Here is an 18532-nt window from a genome sequence, read left to right as displayed (position 1 = left end):
CTCCTTGGGCGGTGGGGAACTTGATAATCTTGGCGTCATGACTGACTTAAGCGATCCTACCGCCGCCGCCCATGCCGCGGCCACGACCATCAACGCGAACGCGGGCATCGAATCCCACGACATCGCGCTCGTCCTCGGCTCCGGTTGGGGCGGGGCGGCCGACCTCCTCGGCGAAACCGTCGCCGAGATCTCGGCCGCCGAGGTCCCAGGATTCCACGCTCCTGCAGTCGAAGGGCACGGCGCGACCCTGCGCACCGTGCGCATCGAAGCCAGCGGCAAGCATGCGCTCGTGCTCGGCTCCCGCACGCACTACTACGAAGGCAAGGGTGTGCGCGCCGTCGCCCACGGTGTGCGCACCGCTGCCGCGGCCGGCTGCTCCAGCCTGGTGCTGACCAACGGCTGCGGCGGGCTCAACCGCAATTGGGCCGCCGGCACCCCGGTGCTCATCTCCGACCACATCAACCTCACCGGCACCTCCCCCATCGAGGGCGCGAACTTCGTCGACCTCACCGACCTCTACTCGCCGCGCATGCGCGGCATCGCCAAAGAGATCGACCCGACCCTCGATGAGGGCGTGTACGCGCAGTTCCGCGGACCTCACTATGAGACTCCCGCCGAGGTGCGCATGGCCGGGGTCCTCGGCGCCGACCTCGTGGGCATGTCGACGACGCTTGAGGCCATCGCCGCCCGGCAGGCCGGTCTCGAACTCATGGGCATCTCACTGGTGACGAACCTCGCCGCGGGCATCCAGGAGACCCCGCTCTCCCACGCCGAGGTCATCGAAGCCGGCGTCGCCGCTGCCCCGCGCATCTCGCAGCTGCTTGCCGACATCGTCGCGAAGCTCTGAGCCTGCGCTTTCGACGACGCAGCCTTCCCCACCCCCTCACCGCGAACTCGCAAAGGACCGAACATGACCCGCGTAGCCGATCGCTTCACGAATGGATTCGACGCCGAGGTGGTCCGCGCCTGGATCGCCGATGACCCCGATCCGCAGACAGCCACGACGTTGGAGCACATCCTCGCCGAGGCCGAAGCCGGGGACGTCGCCGCGACCGCCGACCTCGAGGACCGGTTCGCCGGCCCCCTCGCCTTCGGCACGGCCGGACTGCGCGGCGAGATCGCCGCGGGACCGAATCGGATGAATCGGGCGGTGGTCATCCGTGCCGCCGCCGGACTCGCTTCGTTCCTCTCAGACACCGTCGGGGAGGGTTTCCGCGTCGTCATCGGCTGCGATGCCCGGTACAAGTCTGCGGACTTCGCCGCCGATACCGCCGCTGTCATCACTGCTGCGGGCGGCACAGCCATCCAGCTTCCCGAACAGCTGCCGACTCCGCTGCTCGCCTTCGCTCTGTCCCACCTCGACGCCGATGCCGGTGTCATGGTCACCGCCAGTCACAATCCGCCGGCGGACAACGGCTATAAGGTCTATCTGGGCAGACGCCCGCTGCTGGCCATCGAACCCGATCAGGCTGCGGCCGAGGCAGGAGCCGGAGCACAGATCGTCAGTCCGGCCGATGCCCTCATCGCCGAGCAGATCGCGGCGGTCGATTCCGTCGCCTCGGTGCCGCGTGCCGAATCCGGCTGGGAACACCTCGGCGAGGAGATCGTCGAGACCTACCTGAGCCGCATCGATGCTTTGGGTGTGCGGGCGGAGTCCGACTTGTCGATCGTCCTCACCTCTCTGCACGGTGTCGGAGCCGGCGTCGCCGAGGCGGCACTGATGCGCACCGGCTTCACGAACCTCCATCCGGTGGCCTCCCAACAGGCACCGGATCCTGACTTCCCGACCGTGGCCTTCCCGAACCCCGAAGAGGCCGGTGCCCTCGACGAGTCCTACGAACTTGCTCGGGAGGTCGGTGCGGAACTCGTCATCGCCAACGATCCCGATGCCGACCGGTTCTCCGCGGCGATCCCGGATCCCTCTGCGGCGACCGGGTACCGGCAGCTGTCCGGCGACGAGGTGGGGCTCCTCCTCGGCGAGGATGCCGCCACCCGACTGGCAGCCGGGACGCACCATGCAGGGCAGGGAGCGGACTCGGCTGCGCCGGTGTTCGCGAATTCGATCGTGTCCTCTCGCGCGCTGGCCGCAGCGGCCGCCGGTCACGGTTTCGCGGCGGTGAACACGCTCACCGGCTTCAAGTGGATCTCTCGCGTCGCCGGTCTCGTCTTCGGTTATGAGGAAGCGCTGGGCTACTGCGTCGACCCGGCGGCGGTGCGCGACAAGGACGGAATCTCCGCGGCAGTGACCTTCGCGGCCCTGGCTTCGCGCCTCAAGGCGGACGGGTCGAGCATCGAGGCCGAGCTCGATCGGATCCGGGGGCGCGACGGCTTCTTCGCCACCGCCCCGCTGAGCTTCCGCCTCGACGACGTCTCCCTCATCGCCACGGCCATGGCCAAGCTGCGGGAGAACCCACCGACCACTCTGGCCGGCTCCCCCGTCGCCGAGGTCCATGATCTCTCGACCGGATACCAGGGACTGCCCCCGACCGACGGGATCCTGCTGCTCTCCGATTCGGGTTCCAGGGTCATCGTCCGCCCCTCCGGCACGGAACCGAAGCTCAAGTGCTACCTCGAGGTCGTGGCCGAGCCCACCGAACTCCAGGCAGCCACCGATGCCGATGCGCGTGCGGCCGCCAGCGCGGGAGTGCGACTGCCGGCCACCTCGGCGAGTGCCTCGCTCAAACCCGCACTGCGGGAACGTCTCACCTCGATCAGCACCGAACTCAAAACCTACTTCGGACTATGACCCAATTGCTACGTGACGGCGGCCCAGCAACCTCGCGCGAGGTTGCTGGGCCGCCGTCGGGTAGCAATTAGAGGGAGTTGAGGATTGCGGCGGAGCCGGAGAGGCCGAGGCGGGAGGCACCGGCGGCGATCATCTCTTCGGCGGCCTCGACGGTGCGGATCCCGCCGGAGGCCTTGACGCCGAGGCGGTCACCGACGGTTTCGCGCATGAGCGCCACCGCGTGTGCACTGGCACCACCAGCTGGGTGGAAACCGGTGGAGGTCTTGACGAAGCCGGCCCCGGCGGCCTCGGCACGGCGGCAGACCTCGACGATCTGCTCATCGCTCAGCGCCGCCGATTCGATGATGACCTTGACCAGGGAGTCCCCGCTGGCCTCGACGACTCCGCGGATATCGGCCTCGACGGCGTCGAAGTCACCGGCGATGGCCTGGCCGATGTTGATGACCATGTCGACCTCGGCGGCACCGTCGGCAACGGCACGGACGGCCTCGGCGGCCTTGACCTCGGCCTTGACCTGCCCGGACGGGAACCCGACGACGGTGGCGACCACGAGCTCACCGGGGTCGGTGACCGGCAGCATCGACGGAGACACGCAGATGGCCAGCACGCCCAGCTCCTTCGCCTCGGCGACAAGCGCCTCGACATCGGCGGGGGTGGCTTCGGGCTTGAGCAGGGTGTGGTCGATGATCGCGGCGACGTCCGAACGGCTGGTCATGGGTTCCTCCAAGATGATTGGTGCAGGGTCTTCGGCGGCTTCGAATGCGCTGGTTCCAGCGTAGCGGCGCCGGGACCGGCACAGAACCGACGCTGCAGTGGTCTTTGACTCAGGTGATCTTTTCGAACACGATCGATTCCGGCACCGAGGCGGCGTCCCCACCGATCTCGACCGCGTCGTCGAGCGATGCGATCGCCCGGGAGAAACGTTCCGGAGTCGCCGTGTGCAGAGTCATGAGCGGTTGACCGGCGGTGACGCTGTCACCGGGTTTGGCGTGGAGTTCGATGCCGGCGACGTCCTGAACCGGATCCTCCTTACGGGCGCGCCCGGCACCGAGCCTCCACGAGGCCACTCCCACCGACAGTGCGTCGAGCTTCGTGAGCACCCCGGACTCAGTCGCGGTGACGACCTCGGTGTGCTCGGCGACCGGCAGCGGTGCCTCAGGGTCGCCGTTCTGTGCCCGGATCATCCGCTTCCAGACGTCCATCGCCCGCCCGTCAGACAGCGCGGCGCGCACGTCGACATCGGTCTTGCCGGTCAGGCGCAGCATCTCCTCGGCCAGTGCGACGGTGAGGTCGACGACGTCGGCCGGTCCACCGCCGGCGAGGACCTCGACGGATTCGCGCACCTCGAGAGCATTGCCGACGGTCAGACCCAGAGGTGTCGACATGTCGGTCAGCAGCGCCGAGGTGTTCACCCCTGCGGCCTTGCCGAGGTCGACCATCGTCTGCGCGAGTGTCCGAGCCTTCCTCAGATCCTTCATGAACGCCCCGGAGCCGACCTTGACGTCGAGGACGAGGCCGGATGTGCCCTCGGCGATCTTCTTCGACATGATCGACGAGGCGATGAGCGGGATGCAGTCGACCGTCGAGGTGGTGTCGCGCAGGGCGTAGAGCTTCTTGTCCGCCGGAGCCAGACCGGTGCCGGCGGCGCAGATGACCGCGCCGATGTCCTCGAGCTGGTCGACGATCGCCGCGTTGCTCAGCCCCGCCTGCCAGCCCGGAATGGACTCGAGCTTGTCCAAGGTCCCACCGGTGTGGCCGAGTCCGCGTCCGGACAGCTGCGGGACGGCGACGTCGAAGACCGCCACCAGCGGAGCCAGGGGCAGAGTGATCTTGTCACCGACTCCCCCGGTCGAATGCTTGTCCGAGGTGGGCCGCGTCAGGGACGAGAAGTCCATCCGCTCACCGGAGGCGATCATCGCCTGCGTCCAGTTCGCGATCTCGACCGGCTCCATGTCGTTGATGAAGATCGCCATGGCCAGCGCGGCCATCTGCTCCTCGGCGACGACGCCGCGGGTGTAGGCGTCGATCACCCAGTCGATCTGCTCCTTGCTCAGAGCCTGGCCATCGCGTTTGGCGGCGATGACGTCGACGGTGTCGAATGCCTCTACAGTCACGGTCTCAGTCCTTCGTTGTCAGCGCACCGGCAGGTGATTCCCGCATCGGCGGGCCACCTCGGTGAGGGTGTCAGTGTTTCGCGTTGTGGTCGGTCCGGCCCGCGCTCAGGTGGTCGGGCCCGAACGCTTCGGGCAGGACCACCGACAGCGGGGACCGTCCGCTGGGCATATTGAGGATGAGTTCATTGCCGCCGTGTTCGAACAGCAGCTGCCGGCAGCGTCCGCAGGGGACGAGGGTGTTGCCGTCCCCGTCGACGCAGTCGAAGGCGACTAGGCGGCCCCCGCCGGACATGAGCAGGTCGGAGACGAGCGAGCATTCGGCGCACAATGTCACACCGAACGAGGCGTTCTCGATATTGCAGCCGCCGACGATGCGCCCGTCGTCGACGAGTCCGGCCGCGCCCACGGGGTAGGACGAGTACGGCACATAGGCCTTCGTCATCGCCCGCTTCGCTTCGGCTCGCAGCAGCTCCCAGGTGCCTTCGCTGAGGTCATCGGGGCAGACCGGGGTGGGTTCCTCGCTCCAGATGTGTTCGGAGGCGTCGTGCCCGGATGGGTCGTGCCCGGAGGCGCCGTGTTCGGGTGCGGGGGTGTCGGGGACAGCCATGGGGATACCTCTTCCTGCAGAGTGCGACTGTTGGGTTCTCGAGGGGTGGTGCGATCACGTCGCCGAGGATGGACTCACTTCACGTAGGGCACACCTTCCGCCGCCGGCGGGCGGACCCGACCGACGAAGCCGGCGACCGCGAAGACGGTGACGATGTAGGGCAGCATGAGCAGCAGTTCGTTGGCCACCGGGGTGCCGATCGACTGCAGCGTGTTGCCGAGGCTCTTGGAGAAGCCGAACAGCAGCGCGGCGAACAGGGCACCCTTCGGGTTCCATTTGCCGAGGATCATCGCCGCCAGAGCGATATAGCCCTGCCCGGCCGACATCTCTTTGCCGAAGGCCAGTCCGGAGCCGACGGTGAAGAAGGCGCCGCCGAGTCCGGCGATGGCACCGGCGAGCAGCGTGTTGCGCACGCGGGTGAAGTTGACCTTGATGCCCACGGTGTCCGCGGCCTTCGGGTGCTCGCCGACGGCCCGCATCCGCAGACCCCACTTCGAGCGGAAGACGAAGATCTGCAGAGCGATGACGACGACGTACATGATGTAGACGAGGATGTTCTGATCGAACAGCACCCGTCCGAGCACCGGAATATCCGACAGCAGCGGGATCGGCAGGTTCGGCAGCTTCTGGCGGGCGTTCCACAGCTCGGGGTCCTGAGTGAGGACGGTCGAGTAGAGGAAGCTCGTGACACCGACGACGAGCACGTTGAGGACCACGCCGATGATGATCTGGTTGACCCAGTACTTCACCGCGAAGAAAGTGAGGATCACGGCGACGAGGGCACCGGCGATCGGGGCCGCGAGCAGACCCGCGTACGGGTTCTTCACCACCGAGGCGACGACCGCGGCGAGGAAGGCACCGGCCAGCAGCTGTCCTTCGATGGCGATGTTGATGATGCCCGAACGCTCGCCGACGAGACCGCACATGGCGCCGAAGATCAGCGGCACCGAGAGGGCCAGGGCACCGGCGAGCAGCGTCGTCAGCGGGATCACTCCGCCGGATCCGCCGCCTGCCCAGGCGAGGAAGGACACGACGAAGAGGATGCCGAAGAGCATCGGGAACCAGGATCCGATGTCGAGACGCTTGACGCTCAAGTAGATCGACACGGCGGCCATGATGACGAGCAGGATGCCCAGTGCCAGTCCTGCCGCGGTCGAGGACACGACGAAGTCGGGGATCGCGAAGAAGTCTCCGCCGCTGGCGAAGCGGAAGGTCGTCTCCCCGTCACGGCCGATGAGGCCGAAGAAGACGAACGAGACCAGAGCCAGGATCGAGTAGACGATCGGGAACTTCCAGGCGATCGGCGCGAGCGCCTTGACCTGGGATGAAGGTGTGGTTTCCACGGTCTGAGCAGTCATCTCAGTCCTCCTTCCGCTTGAGCACCGGTGTGGGCAGCCGGAAGATCGACCTCACCAGGGGCGGGGCCGCGATGAGCAGCACGATGACGGACTGGACGACGAGGACGATGTCGATCGGCGTTCCCGTCTGCGACTGCATGAGGTAACCGCCGGCCTTGAACGCACCGAAGAGCAGACCGGCGAGGAACGTGCCCAAGGGCTTCGAGCGTCCCAGCAGAGCCACGGTGATCGCGTCGAAGCCGATCGAACCGCTGATGCCGCCGGTGAGTTTGTATTCGGTGCCGAGCACCTGTGCCGCGCCGCCGAGTCCGGCCAGTGCACCGGCGACGATCATGACGATGATCGTCACCTTCGACACGGAGATGCCGGCGGTGCGGGCCGCATGCGGGTTCGCACCGACGGCTTTGAATTCGAAACCGATGGTCGACCGGTCGAGCAGCCACCACACGAAGATCGTGGCGAGGATCGCGATGATGAAGCCGAAGTGGAGGCGGAACGGTGCCGGCAGGAGCAGGAACATCTGCGAGGAGTCGTCGATGACGCGTGACTGCGGGTTCGCCGATGTCGTGTGCGTGAACCAGTTCTGCTTGAGCAGGTAGCCCAGCGCATAACCGGCGATCGAGTTGAGCATGATCGTCACGATCACTTCGTTGGCTCCGGTCCGTGCCTTGAGCACACCGGCGATGCCGGCCCAGATCGCGCCGCCGACGATGCCGCCGAGGACGGCGACGAGCATGTGCACGACCGGAGGCAGCGGAAGCGCGTAGCCGAGGAAACCGGCGATGGTCGCGCCGAGGATGACCTGGCCCTGACCGCCGATGTTGAACAGCCCGCAGCGGAAGGCCAGAGCGATGCCGAGACCGGTGAGGATGAGCGGGGTGCCCGAGACCATCGACTCGGTCAGCGGACGGATAGCCCGTTCGGCCGTGCGGGCGTCCCAGTCGAAGACCGCGCCGCGGAACAGGGCCGAATACGCGTTGCCGATGGTCGAGAAGAGAGTGGAGAAGAACTCGCCGGGGGCGGCGAAGAAGTTCTCGGCCGCCGCGACGACCTCCGCGTTGGACACAGCGATGAGGACACCGCCGAGCAGGAGGGCGAGCACGATCGCCAGCAGCGAGACCAGCCAGGACCCCGACAGGATCTCCTGGAGGAGAGTCTGCTGCTTGCCGTCCTCGGCCTCGCTCTCCGGCGGCGGTGCCGCAGAGGGGGCCGCCGGTGAGATATCAGTCGTCATTTGGTCTCCTCCGCCGAGGTGGTGGCTGAGTCGTCGTCCGCGGTTCCCGCTGCGGTGGCAGCGGTCCCCGCCTCATCGGTGGCGGCCCGCGCATGGTCAGAGCCATCGCTCGTCCCGGTGGTCGCGGCCAGCGCTTCGTCGGCGGGGACACCGGCCATCATCAGGCCCAGGGCCTCGCGGGAGGTGTCTGCGCCGACGATGCCGACAATGCGCCCGGAGTACATCACGGCGATGCGGTCGGCGAGCCCGTAGACCTCGTCGAGCTCGGTCGAAACGATGATGCAGGGGGTGCCGGAGTCGCGTTCGGCGATGACGCGCTTGTGCACGAACTCGATCGACCCGACATCGAGGCCGCGGGTGGGTTGGCTGGCGATGAAGAGCCGCAGTTCACGGCCGAGCTCACGGGAGAGCACGACCTTCTGCTGGTTGCCTCCCGAGAGGGTCGAGATCGGGTCGACGACGCTGCCGAGGCGGATGTCGAATTCCTCGACCTTCTTCTTCGCTTCCGCGGTGATGGTCTTCGATCTGAGGTTGAGCCCCTTCGCATAGGGTTCACGGTCGTAGACGTCGAGGATCATGTTGTCGCGGATCGCGAATTCCGCGATGATGCCGTCGGTCGACCGATCTTCGGGCACGAATCCGATGCCGGCGCCGAGGCGGTCCTTGACGGATGCTCCGCCGAGGCTCTTCCCGTCGAGGGTGATCGTGCCCAGGCGCGGTTCGGTCAGACCGATGATCGTCTCCGCCAGTTCCGTCTGGCCGTTGCCCTGCACGCCGGCGACGGCGAGGATCTCGCCGCGGCGGACGTCGAATGACACATCGTCGACGACGACGTTCTCGGCCTTGTCGACGACGGTCAGGTTCCTGACCTGGAAGGTCGCATCGCCGGGGTCGGCATCGTCCTTCTCGGTCGTCAGGGAGACGGCACGGCCGACCATCTGGCTGGCCAGCTCGGTCTCGGTCGAGTCCGGGGAGGCCTCGCCGACGATCTTGCCGCGACGGATGACCGTGATCGAGTCCGCGATCGCACGGACTTCGCGCAGCTTGTGGGTGATGAAGACGATCGAGGTGCCCTGCTCCTTGAGCTGGCGCATGATCGAGATGAGCTCATCGGTCTCCTGCGGCGTGAGCACGGCTGTGGGCTCGTCGAGGATGAGGATCTCCGCGTCGCGGGACAGGGCCTTGATGATCTCGACCCGCTGTTGGGCGCCGACGGGCAGATCCTCGATGAGCGCATCGGGGTCGATGTTGAAATTGAAGCGGGAGGAGATCTCGGTGACCTTCTTCCTCGCCTCGGCGATGTCGAGGAGTCCCAGACTCTTCGTCGGCTCGTAGCCCAGCGCCACGGATTCGGCGACCGTGAAGACCGGCACGAGCATGAAGTGCTGGTGGACCATGCCGATGCCGGCTGCCACGGCGTCGCCGGGGCCGGAGAACTTCACCGGTTCCTCGTCGATGAGGATGTCTCCCCCATCGGCGTCGTAGAGTCCGTAGAGGACGTTCATCATGGTGGATTTTCCGGCGCCGTTCTCACCCAGCAGGGCGTGGATCTCGCCCGGCTCGATGGTGAGGTCGATGTGGTCATTGGCCACGAACGATCCGAACACCTTGGTCATCCCGCGAAGCTCGAGTTTCACTGCTCCCGGTTCTCCTCACAAATTTGAAAACTGCAGGGCCGAAGATCTCCGGCCCTGCAGTTTAACCGATGAGCTTACTTCGGCGTGCTCTCAGACTCGACCGTCAGGGAGCCGTCGATGATCTGCTTCTTGAGATCTTCGACCTTCTTCTTCACATCTTCAGGAACCTCGTCCTCGAAGTCGTGGAAGGGAGCGAGACCGACGCCTTCGTTCTCGAGGGTGCCGATGTAGGGCTCATTGGTGAAGTTATCCTCGGTGCCTTCCTTGATGGTGTCCTCGACCGCATTCGCGATCTCCTTGACCACCGAGGTGAGGATGATGTCGCCGTATTCGGTCGACTCGTAGCCGTCGGAGTCGACCCACACGAGCTTGACGTCGCCGGCATCCTTCGCGGCGGCGGCCGCTCCGAGGCCGACGGGGCCGGCGACGGGCATGATGACGTCGGCGCCCTGGGAGATGAGCTGCTTCGTCAGTTCCTGACCCTGGCCCTGGTTCTCGAAGTCACCGGAGAACGATCCGTCCTGCTTCTCCTTGTTCCAGCCGAGGAGCTTGACGTCCTTCTTGTTGTCTTCGTTGAACTTCTTCACACCATCGGCGAAGCCGTCCATGAAGATCGTCACCGACGGGATCTGGATGCCGCCGAAGGTGCCGACCTTGCCGGACTCGGAAGAGGCGGCAGCGACATAGCCGGCGAGGTACGCGGCCTCGGCGGTGTTGAAGACGACGGGCTTGGCGTTGTCGATGGTCACGGGCTTGCCGTCGGCGTCGGAGAACGTGGAGTCGATGAGCGCGAAGTTGAGGTCGGAGTTCGCCTCGGCGGCTTCCTGGATCGTGTCCTCGAGGAGGAATCCGACGCCGAAGGTGAGGTTGCAGCCGGCCTGGACCATGTTGTCGACGTTCGGCTTGAAGTCCGAGTCGCCCTGAGACTCTGCGTCCTTCTCCTCGATGCCGAGGTTCTTCACCGCGTTCTCCATGCCCTGCTTGCCGGACTGGTTGAACGACTGGTCGTCCCAGCCGCCCGAGTCAGAGACCATGCAGGCGAGGTAGTCGTCGGCGGAATCTCCGCCACCGCCGGAACCGCAGGCCGAGAGCACAAGGGCGGATGCGGCGATCATCGACACCGCTGAAGCGAGCTTCTTCACGTTTTCTCTTTTCTAGTCACAGACAGCGGACACGGTCGAGGCCCCTGGCTGCCCCTGCCGAAAATGTGAAACCACTGGACGATCTGTCATATTTTGGTGAGTTTCGGCCAGTCTAATGCACCGAAGACGTTTCGAACGGCTTGCTAGCACGTCGAACACGGACACCGATATGAAAACGCAATAATCGGTCACGGAACGCCGCTGCCGGTCCGGAATGCGAGCAGGATCGGCCTCGTGTTTGAGACGGGTACGGCGAGCGGCCCGAACAGCGAGGGCCGCATGGTGGGGCGGTCGGCGGCCCGCGGTGAATTAGGCTGGAGGACGATATGGCACATCTTCTCGGGGCCGAAGCCCTGCACCTCGAATACCCCACCCGCGTCGTCTTCGACTCCGTCACCCTCGGCGTCGAGTCCGGAGACATGATCGGCATCGTCGGCCGCAACGGCGACGGCAAGTCGAGCCTGCTCGGCATGCTCGCCGGCACCATCGAACCCGATGCCGGGCGGGTGACCTATCGCGGCGGGCTGCGCCTGGGCATGCTCGGGCAACGCGACGATCTCGATGATGAGGCGACCGTCGGCTTCTCCGTCGTCGGCGACGCCGCTGACCACGAATGGGCGGCGGACCCGAAGGCCCGGGACATCATCTCGGGCCTCATCTCCGACCTCGACTGGAATTCGACGATCGCCAGCCTCTCCGGCGGGCAGCGTCGCCGGGTGGCGCTGGCCGCCCTGCTCATCGGCGATTGGGACCTGCTCATCCTCGACGAACCCAACAATTCGATGGGTTGTTCGTTCCGGACACCTCGATTCTACCGTCGCGGCAGGGCGGCGTCACGCCCTAGTGCTCGTCGTCGGGCCTGTGGGAGGCGGTCTGGCGTGCCGTGTCGTACTGCGCTAGCCGGGAAGGGTGGTCGCTAATGGCTACACCTCTGCTGGGGGCCGAAGGGCTGCATTTGGAGTACCCGACGCGGGTGGTCTTCGACTCGCTCTCTGTTGGGATTGAGGAAGGCGACCGGATCGGGATCGTCGGCCGCAATGGTGACGGCAAGTCGAGTCTGCTGGGGATGCTCTCGGGGCAGATCGAGCCGCAGGCGGGTCGGGTCACCCGACGGGGCGGCGTGCGATTCGGGGTCCTGGGTCAGAGCGATGATCTGGCCCCGGAGGCTACAGTCGGGTACTCGATCGTCGGTGACGCGCCGGAGCATGAGTGGGCCAGCGATGCGCGCATCCGCGATGTGATCGGCGGGCTCGTGGCGGACATCTCCTGGGATGCTGTGATCGGCCGGCTCAGCGGCGGGCAGCGACGACGCGTGGCTCTCGCGGCCCTGCTGGTGGGTGACTATGAGCTCATCGCTCTCGACGAGCCTACGAACCATCTTGATGTGGAGGGCATCGCCTGGCTGGCCGAGCACATGAAGCGGCGCTGGCCCAAGAACTCCGGTGGGCTGCTGGTCATTACGCACGATCGCTGGTTCCTCGATGAGGTCTGCACCGAGACCTGGGAGGTGCACGACGGCATGGTCGAGCCGTTCGAGGGCGGCTACGCGGCGTACGTGCTCCAGCGGGTGGAGCGGGATCGAATGGCGGCTGCGGCCGAGAGCAAGCGGCAGAACCTGATGCGCAAGGAGTTGGCCTGGCTGCGCCGTGGTGCTCCAGCGCGGACGTCGAAGCCGAAGTTCCGGATCGACGCGGCCAACGAGCTGATCGCTGACGTGCCGCCGGTGCGCAATCCCATCGAGCTGCAGCGGGTCGCGGTCGCTCGGCTGGGCAAGCAGGTGGTGGACCTGGAGGACGTGAGCGTGAGTTTCGGGGGTCGGACGGTTCTCGATGAGGTGACCTGGCGTATCGCTCCGGGTGAGCGCACCGGCATCCTGGGCGCGAACGGTGCGGGCAAGTCCACGCTGCTCGGGCTGATCTGCGGCACTCTGGAGCCGACCGAGGGTCGGGTCAAGCGGGGTAAGACGGTGCAGGTCGGCATCCTCGATCAGCAGTTCTCCCAGCTCGCCGACATCGGCGGGGACCGGGTGCGCGAGGTGCTGGCCCGCACCAAGACGACGTTCCAGATCGACGGCAAGGACCTCACCCCGGCGCAGCTGCTGGAACGCCTGGGGTTCGCCCGCGAGCATCTGTCGGCGCGGGTCGATGACCTCTCCGGTGGGCAGAAGCGGCGACTGCAGCTGCTGATGCTGCTGCTCAGCGAGCCGAATCTGCTGCTCCTCGATGAGCCGACGAACGATGTTGACGCGGATATGCTCGCCGCGCTGGAGGACCTGCTGGACTCCTGGCCGGGCACGCTGATCGTGGTCTCCCACGACCGCTACCTGCTGGAGCGGGTCACCGACCAGCAGTACGCGATCCTCGATGGCGGGCTGCGGCATGTGCCCGGCGGGGTGGACGAGTATCTGCGGCTGCGAGCCGCACAGGAGCAGCAGGCCGTGACACCGTCGCCGATGAGCGCTCAGAGCAGCGAGGAGAAGACGGCGTCGTCGTCTTCGTCTTCGGAGTTGTCGGGTGCGGAGCGCCGGGCGGTGCAGAAGGAGATCGGTGCGATCGAGCGCCGGCTGGAGAAGCTGTCGGGAAGCATCGACCGTATCCACCAGCGTCTCGCCGACCACGATCAAAGCGACTACGAGGGCTTGCAAGGCCATACCGATGAGCTGCGCGAGGCGGAGGGCGAGGTCGCCGAGCTCGAAGAGCGGTGGCTGGAGCTGTCCGAATCGATCAGCTGACGGGCCAGGGCTCCCGCCCCGCAGACAGAGGTTCGCGCCTGCCGCTTCGTGAGCGACAGGCGCGAATGCTGATCCCGATGACCGGGGTGATCAGGCCTGCGGCGGTCTGTGCTCGTTTCCTGTTTCGGCGGGGGTGGGTTCTCGGTAGGTCTCGGGAACCTCTTCGGCGCGACGACTGGCTCGTGATTCTCCGATCTCCTGCAACGTGAGACGGATCAGCATCTCCGACAGCTTGTGCAGATCGGGTGGTTCGCGATGCACCGCCCTGATAGAGAAATGTCGTTCGTCGTACCGACGCTGCGAGGTCTTCTTCACGTACTTGCCCATCGTGCACTCCTACGCCGAGACCGTCGGTTCGGCGATAACGTGCTCCCGAGAGTTACGCTCCGTGCGCCGCTCGGTGTGCTCGTGGATGCGCACGCGGGCGAGCAGAACCAGGCTGACGGGGCCGATCCAGAGCAACTTGAGCGCCGACCAGATCGCGACCAGCACGATGAGGTTGAGCCAGCCCGGCTCGCCGTCACGGATGATGACGGTCAGTAGGCTCGCGGTGTAGAGGTAGGGGATCGCGAGCAGCATCGCCGGGATGCCCCACTTGAGGCCGCGACGGGTGCGGACCTTGTCGAGCACGATGTTGGTCGGCATCCGGCGGCGCATGAAGACGCGGATATGGATGCTGGCGAACCAGATGAGTCGGAACATGATGCCTCCAAGCACGTAACTGTGGTGAGGCAGTACGTGTGGAGTGTCCCGAAGGACGGCCCCAAAAAGGGGGCCTACATGGTGAGGGGCGAATCTGCCTCTGTGCTTCTCACTCTACGCCGCGCGTACGACGCGCGGTAGCCCCCGCGGGCCGTGCTCGGTCGCTGGCGGTGCACCTTGCCGGTGACCGTCTGGGAAGGGACACAGATCATGGCGAAGCTGGCAGAGCAGGCGAAGGGTGAGCGGCAGGCACGGATGATGCTGTCGATGATCGCCGAGCCTGACGACGCGGCCACCGGCCGCATCCTGCACCGACTCGGCGGGGTCGAGACGCTCCAGCTGCTCGAAGACGACCAGGCCGCGGTGCCGGAGATGAACCGCGCCGATGCGATCGCCTGGCGCAACCGCGTCGCCCCGCGCATTGAGGGCGACATCCCCGCACGAGTTGCGGAGGCGGAACGAGCCGGTATGTCCACGCTCATCCCGACCGATACGGACTGGCCGCACGCGCTCAACGACCTCGGCTCCCGCGCCCCGTACCTGCTGTGGACACGCGGGGCGACCTCCTTCCTCGCAGGCGCTCTCACGGATCGGGTCACGATGACCGGCTCCCGGGCGGCCAGCGAGTACGGCGTCCAGGTCGCCGGGCATCTCGCCGGAGACCTGGCCCAACAGGAGCGCACCATCGTCGCCGGCGGCGGCTACGGCAGAGACGCCGCAGCACACCGGTCGGCACTCGCCGGCGGTGGAGGCACGATCGCGGTACTGGCCGGCGGCATTGACCGTCCCTACCCGCGCGGGAACTCGGACCTGCTGGCCCGGATCGGCGATCTGGGGATGCTGGCCAGCGAGGCTCCTCCGGGGGCGACGCCGACCCGGTGGCGGTTCATGGCCCGCGCCCGTCTGCTGGGTGCGCTCTCGGGCGCGACGGTGATCCCAGAGGCAGGCTTCCGGTCGGGATCGCTGCTGGTGGCAACAGAAGCCCACCGGCATAGCCGCGCCGTCGGAGCGGTCCCCGGCCCGGTCACGTCGGCGGCGAGTGTGGGGCCGCATGAGCTCATCAAGCGCGGACGCGGTGAGATCATCACCGATACCGAGGTGCCCTTTACTCGGTTGATGGGTTGAGTGCAGCGGAAACTAGATCGTTGCCACTACTTCTCCGAGAAGCGAACGTTCAAAACTAGTAAGCGGTATTCTCTCTGTGCCACGCAACACCTGAATTGCTTCAAGCATCTCATCGAGACTTCGGGAGTTCCCAAGTCCGCGTACCAACTGTCGCGATATCTCAAGAGGCAGGCCGTACTCTTCCAACGTAGTGAGATGCGGAGCGGAGAACATGCTCTCAACTCGGGCCGAGAAACCGTCGAATGACCCAGATTCCAATCCGCGCTCCTCAAGAATCTCGCTCACGACTACATCGAGCGCCCTCAACGCAGTGGGAAAATTGTGGTCTAGCCAGTACCGCACGAAATCGAACGCCGCCTCAATCTTCTCGTCAACGCTGGGAGATTGGTCATGCTCGTTCTCAACAAACCCCGCGATAATGTCCTTCATTCGGCCTTCAACGAGAGATGCTTGATTGACTTGATAAGCGACTTGCTGCGCGCTGTATGCGCCGTGCCCACGATGATACGAAGGAGGAATGTAGTTCCACATCAGTTCGCAGACTGCCCGAAGCTCCGCCCATTTTGGGTAGGAAGTAGACCACTGCAGCGGCTGAAGCCGTGACGTGGGCAGCGTGCGAATATGCTTCGCAAGCTCGGTTGCAGCTTCCGGTTCTACCCCCTTTATCGAGCGCAGAACCTTCAGGCTAAGGCCCGACTCTTCTAATACAGGTGACACCCGCTCCCTGGTCTCGTCGCTCCAATCTCCTTCGTCGATCTGCACGAGTAGTGAACTCGGGGCAATATCGCTTTGGCTGACACCAGGAATGTCAATTTCGGGAAACTCTCTCGTCGGGGCATCATGAAAGAGTACGATCTCACCCACGAAATGCTTAAACATTCTGCCAACACGGCCACGTATGTTAGCGAATGTGAAGTAGTTGTATGCCCTATTAGCAACTTTGCGATCAAGAATTATGATGCGTTTTGCTCGGGTATTGACTCCTTCGATCAGAGAGTTCGTGCAGACAAGCGTGTCAAGATCACCGTCTTCGAATCCCTGTACCATCTTTTGTGCGCGCCAACGAGGAAGGCGTCCATGATGCACACCCACACCACGTCGCAGCGCTCTTGAGACAATCCAATCCGGATGGTAGTTCTCTTCGATCCACTCGGCTACTTCCGGTAAGCCCCGACTAACGGTCGCGCCACTTGACCGCTGTTCGATCAGCGCTTCCAAAGCCTTTCGCGTCTTTGCTGGGCTTTGGCAATATACCAACGTGGGGTCACAGGACGAACCAATCAATTCGGCTACTATCGCGAGGCGTTCTTCGTCGTTTGAAGCCTTGATTTTTCTGGTGTCAGCAGCAACGGTGGAGAAATCAGTTCTGATGAAAGAAGCACGAAGGTTAGAAGGGAGGACTGATGCGAGGCCATCCACGACTGGACCCGCAAAGTAAAACTGGGCGCCAGTCTTAGCGAGTCGCAAGAATGCCTGATTCAACATTGATGCGCGTTGTTCTAGAGTGCCTTCGCTCTCCTCCGCGAGCTTGTAGAACTCGTCAATGAAGAACAAATCAACCGCAGGGAGTTGAGGAACCGCGAGCAACCGCTCCTGTGTCATGACCAGGATGTTGCGTTCACTCAACTCCTGGTTCGGGTGGGTGACAATCTTGTACTCACGAAATTGGGAGAGGCGTCGGCGGGTCTCATCCAGAAGTGCGATGGTAGGAACCACGAGTACCAGGTTCTTGTACCTGCCAGTTTGAACTAGTGCATCTATAACCACGCTCTTTCCAAAGCTGGTTGGCGCCGAGAGAATTACATTCTCTCCTTCAACCAGGCGGTGAAATACTTGAGACTGAATGCGGTGGAAGACGGTCTCAGAGGCTGGGTTGGGTCGGTTCATTTCCATGATGACCGCATCCCGAAGAGAGTCATGGTCTGCACCTTGAACGGCATAGGGGTACAGTCCGTGCATCATTGCTAGACTTCGAAGGATTTCGCCCTCGGGTCCCGTCCTACTGATTTTCTCAAGCGCTCGAATTACAAGATCCGTGCTTTCAGATCCGATGCCATTAATTGAAGTGAAAGCAGCAATATCGGATAGGATCTCAAACTCGTCGTCAACCTCACCGCGTAGCAGAGATGTCAGTTCTGCGTGAGAGCCTGCCATGCTTTCAACCTCCCATCGAAAGCGGACGTGAGTTCGGCCTTGGTGTCCATTGGGAAGAAAAACACGTGTGCCCTGATCTGACGAGGAAGTGTCCAGTTCTCGTACCTGTCTCGCAGACTCTTCCAGTTGTTCATGACCTCGGTTCGTAGATCAGCGAGGTACTCCTCAGTGCTCTCCTTGTGCCTGCCCGCAGCTTCGCTGTCATAGGAAATGAAGATAGGAACTACGACACTCTTGAATGTTCTGTCCAACGAGGTCTTTCGAGACAACAGCGCGGTGATCATGTCCCGGTGAGGATAGTCGTCAGGAATCTTGTCGGTTATGGCGGCAAATTCGTACCGCAGGTAGTCGCGACTGAGATGTAGCTTCAGCTCATCATATATTGCGCTGGCTGCACCGTAGCTGTCCTTATAGAGCTTCGATTCGCCAAGCCAGAGTTCTAGTTCCCCGGAGGCTCCTGTATCGACAATGTGGGCACAGTCGAAACCTTTGACAGTGTCGTTGGCAGCGTCTTTGAAGTAGATCCGGGATATAAGTCGCGAACTTCCATAGAACTTGCGCAGAATCATGTGAAGGAGGAGTTCACCAATTTCTCCTCTTCTCTCAAAGTCGATGGTGGCGTAAACACGACTGAGAGCCTTCCCGAGCAGTGCTGTGCCAGTAGCGTGGTTGTACCCTTCCAGTTCTTGCGTAGGAAGAATCCAATCGGCTGCCCAATTGATCAGGTCGACGCTGAGGTCATCGGAGCGCCATGTTCCATCTTCGAAACCGGCGCAAAACGTTGCAGATGGTAAGAGACTGTCGGTGTGATCTACGACGAGTTCAAGGATCGTCTCAGGAACTGGGAGCTTCGTAGCCATTGCCGACAGTTACCTCCGTGGATAGCTGAAGACGCTCAACGGAGGTGCCCATGAGGTCGAAGTTGCTGTCATAGCTACGCGTGCCGCAGCCATGCGGTTGAGTCACATCCTATCCTCTTCGG

The 18532-nt window shown here is 64.2% G+C and carries 15 protein-coding genes and 1 pseudogene; 5 read left to right on the top strand and 11 right to left on the bottom strand.

Going from position 1 to position 18532, the window contains the following annotated elements:
• Positions 1-37: 37 nt before the first annotated feature.
• Both ACQE2J_RS06355 and ACQE2J_RS06350 read left to right on the top strand, forming a co-directional pair.
• Positions 38-847 carry a purine-nucleoside phosphorylase gene (locus ACQE2J_RS06355; protein WP_426937313.1) on the top strand — a complete coding sequence of 270 codons (810 nt, stop codon included), beginning with the start codon at positions 38-40 and terminating at the stop codon, positions 845-847.
• A 63-nt stretch (positions 848-910) separates the two neighbouring features.
• A complete protein-coding gene (locus ACQE2J_RS06350) occupies positions 911-2746 on the top strand; it encodes a phospho-sugar mutase (protein ID WP_425119736.1) in 1836 nt (611 codons plus the stop codon).
• A gap of 67 nt (positions 2747-2813) precedes the next feature.
• Here the strand turns inward: ACQE2J_RS06350 and deoC are convergent, their stop codons facing one another.
• The 7 genes from deoC to ACQE2J_RS06315 form a co-directional block, all read right to left on the bottom strand.
• Positions 2814-3461 carry a deoxyribose-phosphate aldolase gene (gene deoC, locus ACQE2J_RS06345; RefSeq protein WP_426937312.1) on the bottom strand — a complete coding sequence of 216 codons (648 nt, stop codon included), beginning with the start codon at positions 3459-3461 and terminating at the stop codon, positions 2814-2816.
• A 109-nt stretch (positions 3462-3570) separates the two neighbouring features.
• Positions 3571-4860 carry a thymidine phosphorylase gene (locus tag ACQE2J_RS06340; protein WP_426937311.1) on the bottom strand — a complete coding sequence of 430 codons (1290 nt, stop codon included), beginning with the start codon at positions 4858-4860 and terminating at the stop codon, positions 3571-3573.
• Positions 4861-4930: 70 nt separating this feature from the next.
• On the bottom strand, positions 4931-5389 hold the full coding sequence (locus ACQE2J_RS06335; RefSeq protein WP_276606438.1) for a cytidine deaminase: 459 nt from the start codon (positions 5387-5389) through the stop codon (positions 4931-4933).
• A 152-nt stretch (positions 5390-5541) separates the two neighbouring features.
• On the bottom strand, positions 5542-6825 hold the full coding sequence (locus ACQE2J_RS06330; RefSeq protein ID WP_426937310.1) for an ABC transporter permease: 1284 nt from the start codon (positions 6823-6825) through the stop codon (positions 5542-5544).
• A 1-nt stretch (position 6826) separates the two neighbouring features.
• Entirely contained in the window at positions 6827-8059 is a 1233-nt protein-coding gene (locus ACQE2J_RS06325) for an ABC transporter permease (RefSeq protein ID WP_426937309.1), read from the bottom strand.
• Positions 8056-9696, bottom strand: a complete 1641-nt coding sequence (locus ACQE2J_RS06320) for an ABC transporter ATP-binding protein (protein ID WP_426937308.1) — start codon at positions 9694-9696, stop codon at positions 8056-8058. Before ACQE2J_RS06320 ends, ACQE2J_RS06325 begins: the two co-directional genes overlap by 4 nt.
• 74 nt (positions 9697-9770) lie before the next feature.
• A complete protein-coding gene (locus ACQE2J_RS06315; RefSeq protein ID WP_240689994.1) occupies positions 9771-10838 on the bottom strand; it encodes a BMP family lipoprotein in 1068 nt (355 codons plus the stop codon).
• 326 nt (positions 10839-11164) lie between these two features.
• Here ACQE2J_RS06315 and ACQE2J_RS06310 point away from each other — a divergent pair.
• Positions 11165-11623: pseudogene (locus tag ACQE2J_RS06310) on the top strand (ATP-binding cassette domain-containing protein); the annotation flags it as partial.
• 134 nt (positions 11624-11757) lie between these two features.
• Positions 11758-13569, top strand: coding sequence for an ABC-F family ATP-binding cassette domain-containing protein (locus ACQE2J_RS06305; RefSeq protein ID WP_135541517.1), 1812 nt, complete (start codon positions 11758-11760; stop codon positions 13567-13569).
• Between the two features lie 90 nt (positions 13570-13659).
• Here ACQE2J_RS06305 and ACQE2J_RS06300 read toward each other — a convergent pair whose 3' ends face one another.
• Both ACQE2J_RS06300 and ACQE2J_RS06295 read right to left on the bottom strand, forming a co-directional pair.
• Positions 13660-13896, bottom strand: coding sequence for a hypothetical protein (locus tag ACQE2J_RS06300; RefSeq protein WP_135541519.1), 237 nt, complete (start codon positions 13894-13896; stop codon positions 13660-13662).
• A gap of 9 nt (positions 13897-13905) precedes the next feature.
• A complete protein-coding gene (locus tag ACQE2J_RS06295; RefSeq protein WP_135541521.1) occupies positions 13906-14271 on the bottom strand; it encodes a sulfate permease in 366 nt (121 codons plus the stop codon).
• Between the two features lie 210 nt (positions 14272-14481).
• On the opposite strand from ACQE2J_RS06295, the gene ACQE2J_RS06290 reads away from it, so the two are divergent.
• Positions 14482-15396 carry a DNA-processing protein DprA gene (locus tag ACQE2J_RS06290; protein WP_240689996.1) on the top strand — a complete coding sequence of 305 codons (915 nt, stop codon included), beginning with the start codon at positions 14482-14484 and terminating at the stop codon, positions 15394-15396.
• 12 nt (positions 15397-15408) lie between these two features.
• On the opposite strand, the gene ACQE2J_RS06285 is transcribed toward ACQE2J_RS06290, so the two are convergent.
• Complete coding sequence (locus ACQE2J_RS06285) at positions 15409-17550, bottom strand: DEAD/DEAH box helicase (protein WP_135541524.1); 2142 nt, start codon at positions 17548-17550, stop codon at positions 15409-15411.
• Positions 17526-18410: a HamA C-terminal domain-containing protein gene (locus ACQE2J_RS06280; RefSeq protein ID WP_135541526.1), complete on the bottom strand. Its 885-nt coding sequence runs from the start codon at positions 18408-18410 to the stop codon at positions 17526-17528. The genes ACQE2J_RS06285 and ACQE2J_RS06280 overlap by 25 nt, the downstream gene beginning before the upstream one ends.
• Positions 18411-18532: the final 122 nt, after the last annotated feature.

The sequence above is a fragment of the Brevibacterium sp. LE-L genome (assembly GCF_050214925.1).
Lineage (GTDB): Bacteria > Actinomycetota > Actinomycetes > Actinomycetales > Brevibacteriaceae > Brevibacterium.
The sequence above is the reverse complement of the archived record's forward strand: the minus strand, read 5'-3'. Positions and strand labels throughout refer to the sequence as shown.

Bases quoted from the DNA above. Each gene is read 5' to 3' on its own strand.
- ACQE2J_RS06355 (WP_426937313.1), top strand. From the start codon at position 38: ATGACTGACTTAAGCGATCCTACCGCCGCCGCCCATGCCGCGGCCACG.
- ACQE2J_RS06350 (WP_425119736.1), top strand. From the start codon at position 911: ATGACCCGCGTAGCCGATCGCTTCACGAATGGATTCGACGCCGAGGTG.
- deoC (WP_426937312.1), bottom strand. From the start codon at position 3,461: ATGACCAGCCGTTCGGACGTCGCCGCGATCATCGACCACACCCTGCTC.
- ACQE2J_RS06330 (WP_426937310.1), bottom strand. From the start codon at position 6,825: ATGACTGCTCAGACCGTGGAAACCACACCTTCATCCCAGGTCAAGGCG.
- ACQE2J_RS06325 (WP_426937309.1), bottom strand. From the start codon at position 8,059: ATGACGACTGATATCTCACCGGCGGCCCCCTCTGCGGCACCGCCGCCG.
- ACQE2J_RS06305 (WP_135541517.1), top strand. From the start codon at position 11,758: ATGGCTACACCTCTGCTGGGGGCCGAAGGGCTGCATTTGGAGTACCCG.
- ACQE2J_RS06300 (WP_135541519.1), bottom strand. From the start codon at position 13,896: ATGGGCAAGTACGTGAAGAAGACCTCGCAGCGTCGGTACGACGAACGA.
- ACQE2J_RS06295 (WP_135541521.1), bottom strand. From the start codon at position 14,271: ATGTTCCGACTCATCTGGTTCGCCAGCATCCATATCCGCGTCTTCATG.
- ACQE2J_RS06290 (WP_240689996.1), top strand. From the start codon at position 14,482: ATGGCGAAGCTGGCAGAGCAGGCGAAGGGTGAGCGGCAGGCACGGATG.
- ACQE2J_RS06285 (WP_135541524.1), bottom strand. From the start codon at position 17,550: ATGGCAGGCTCTCACGCAGAACTGACATCTCTGCTACGCGGTGAGGTT.
- ACQE2J_RS06280 (WP_135541526.1), bottom strand. From the start codon at position 18,410: ATGGCTACGAAGCTCCCAGTTCCTGAGACGATCCTTGAACTCGTCGTA.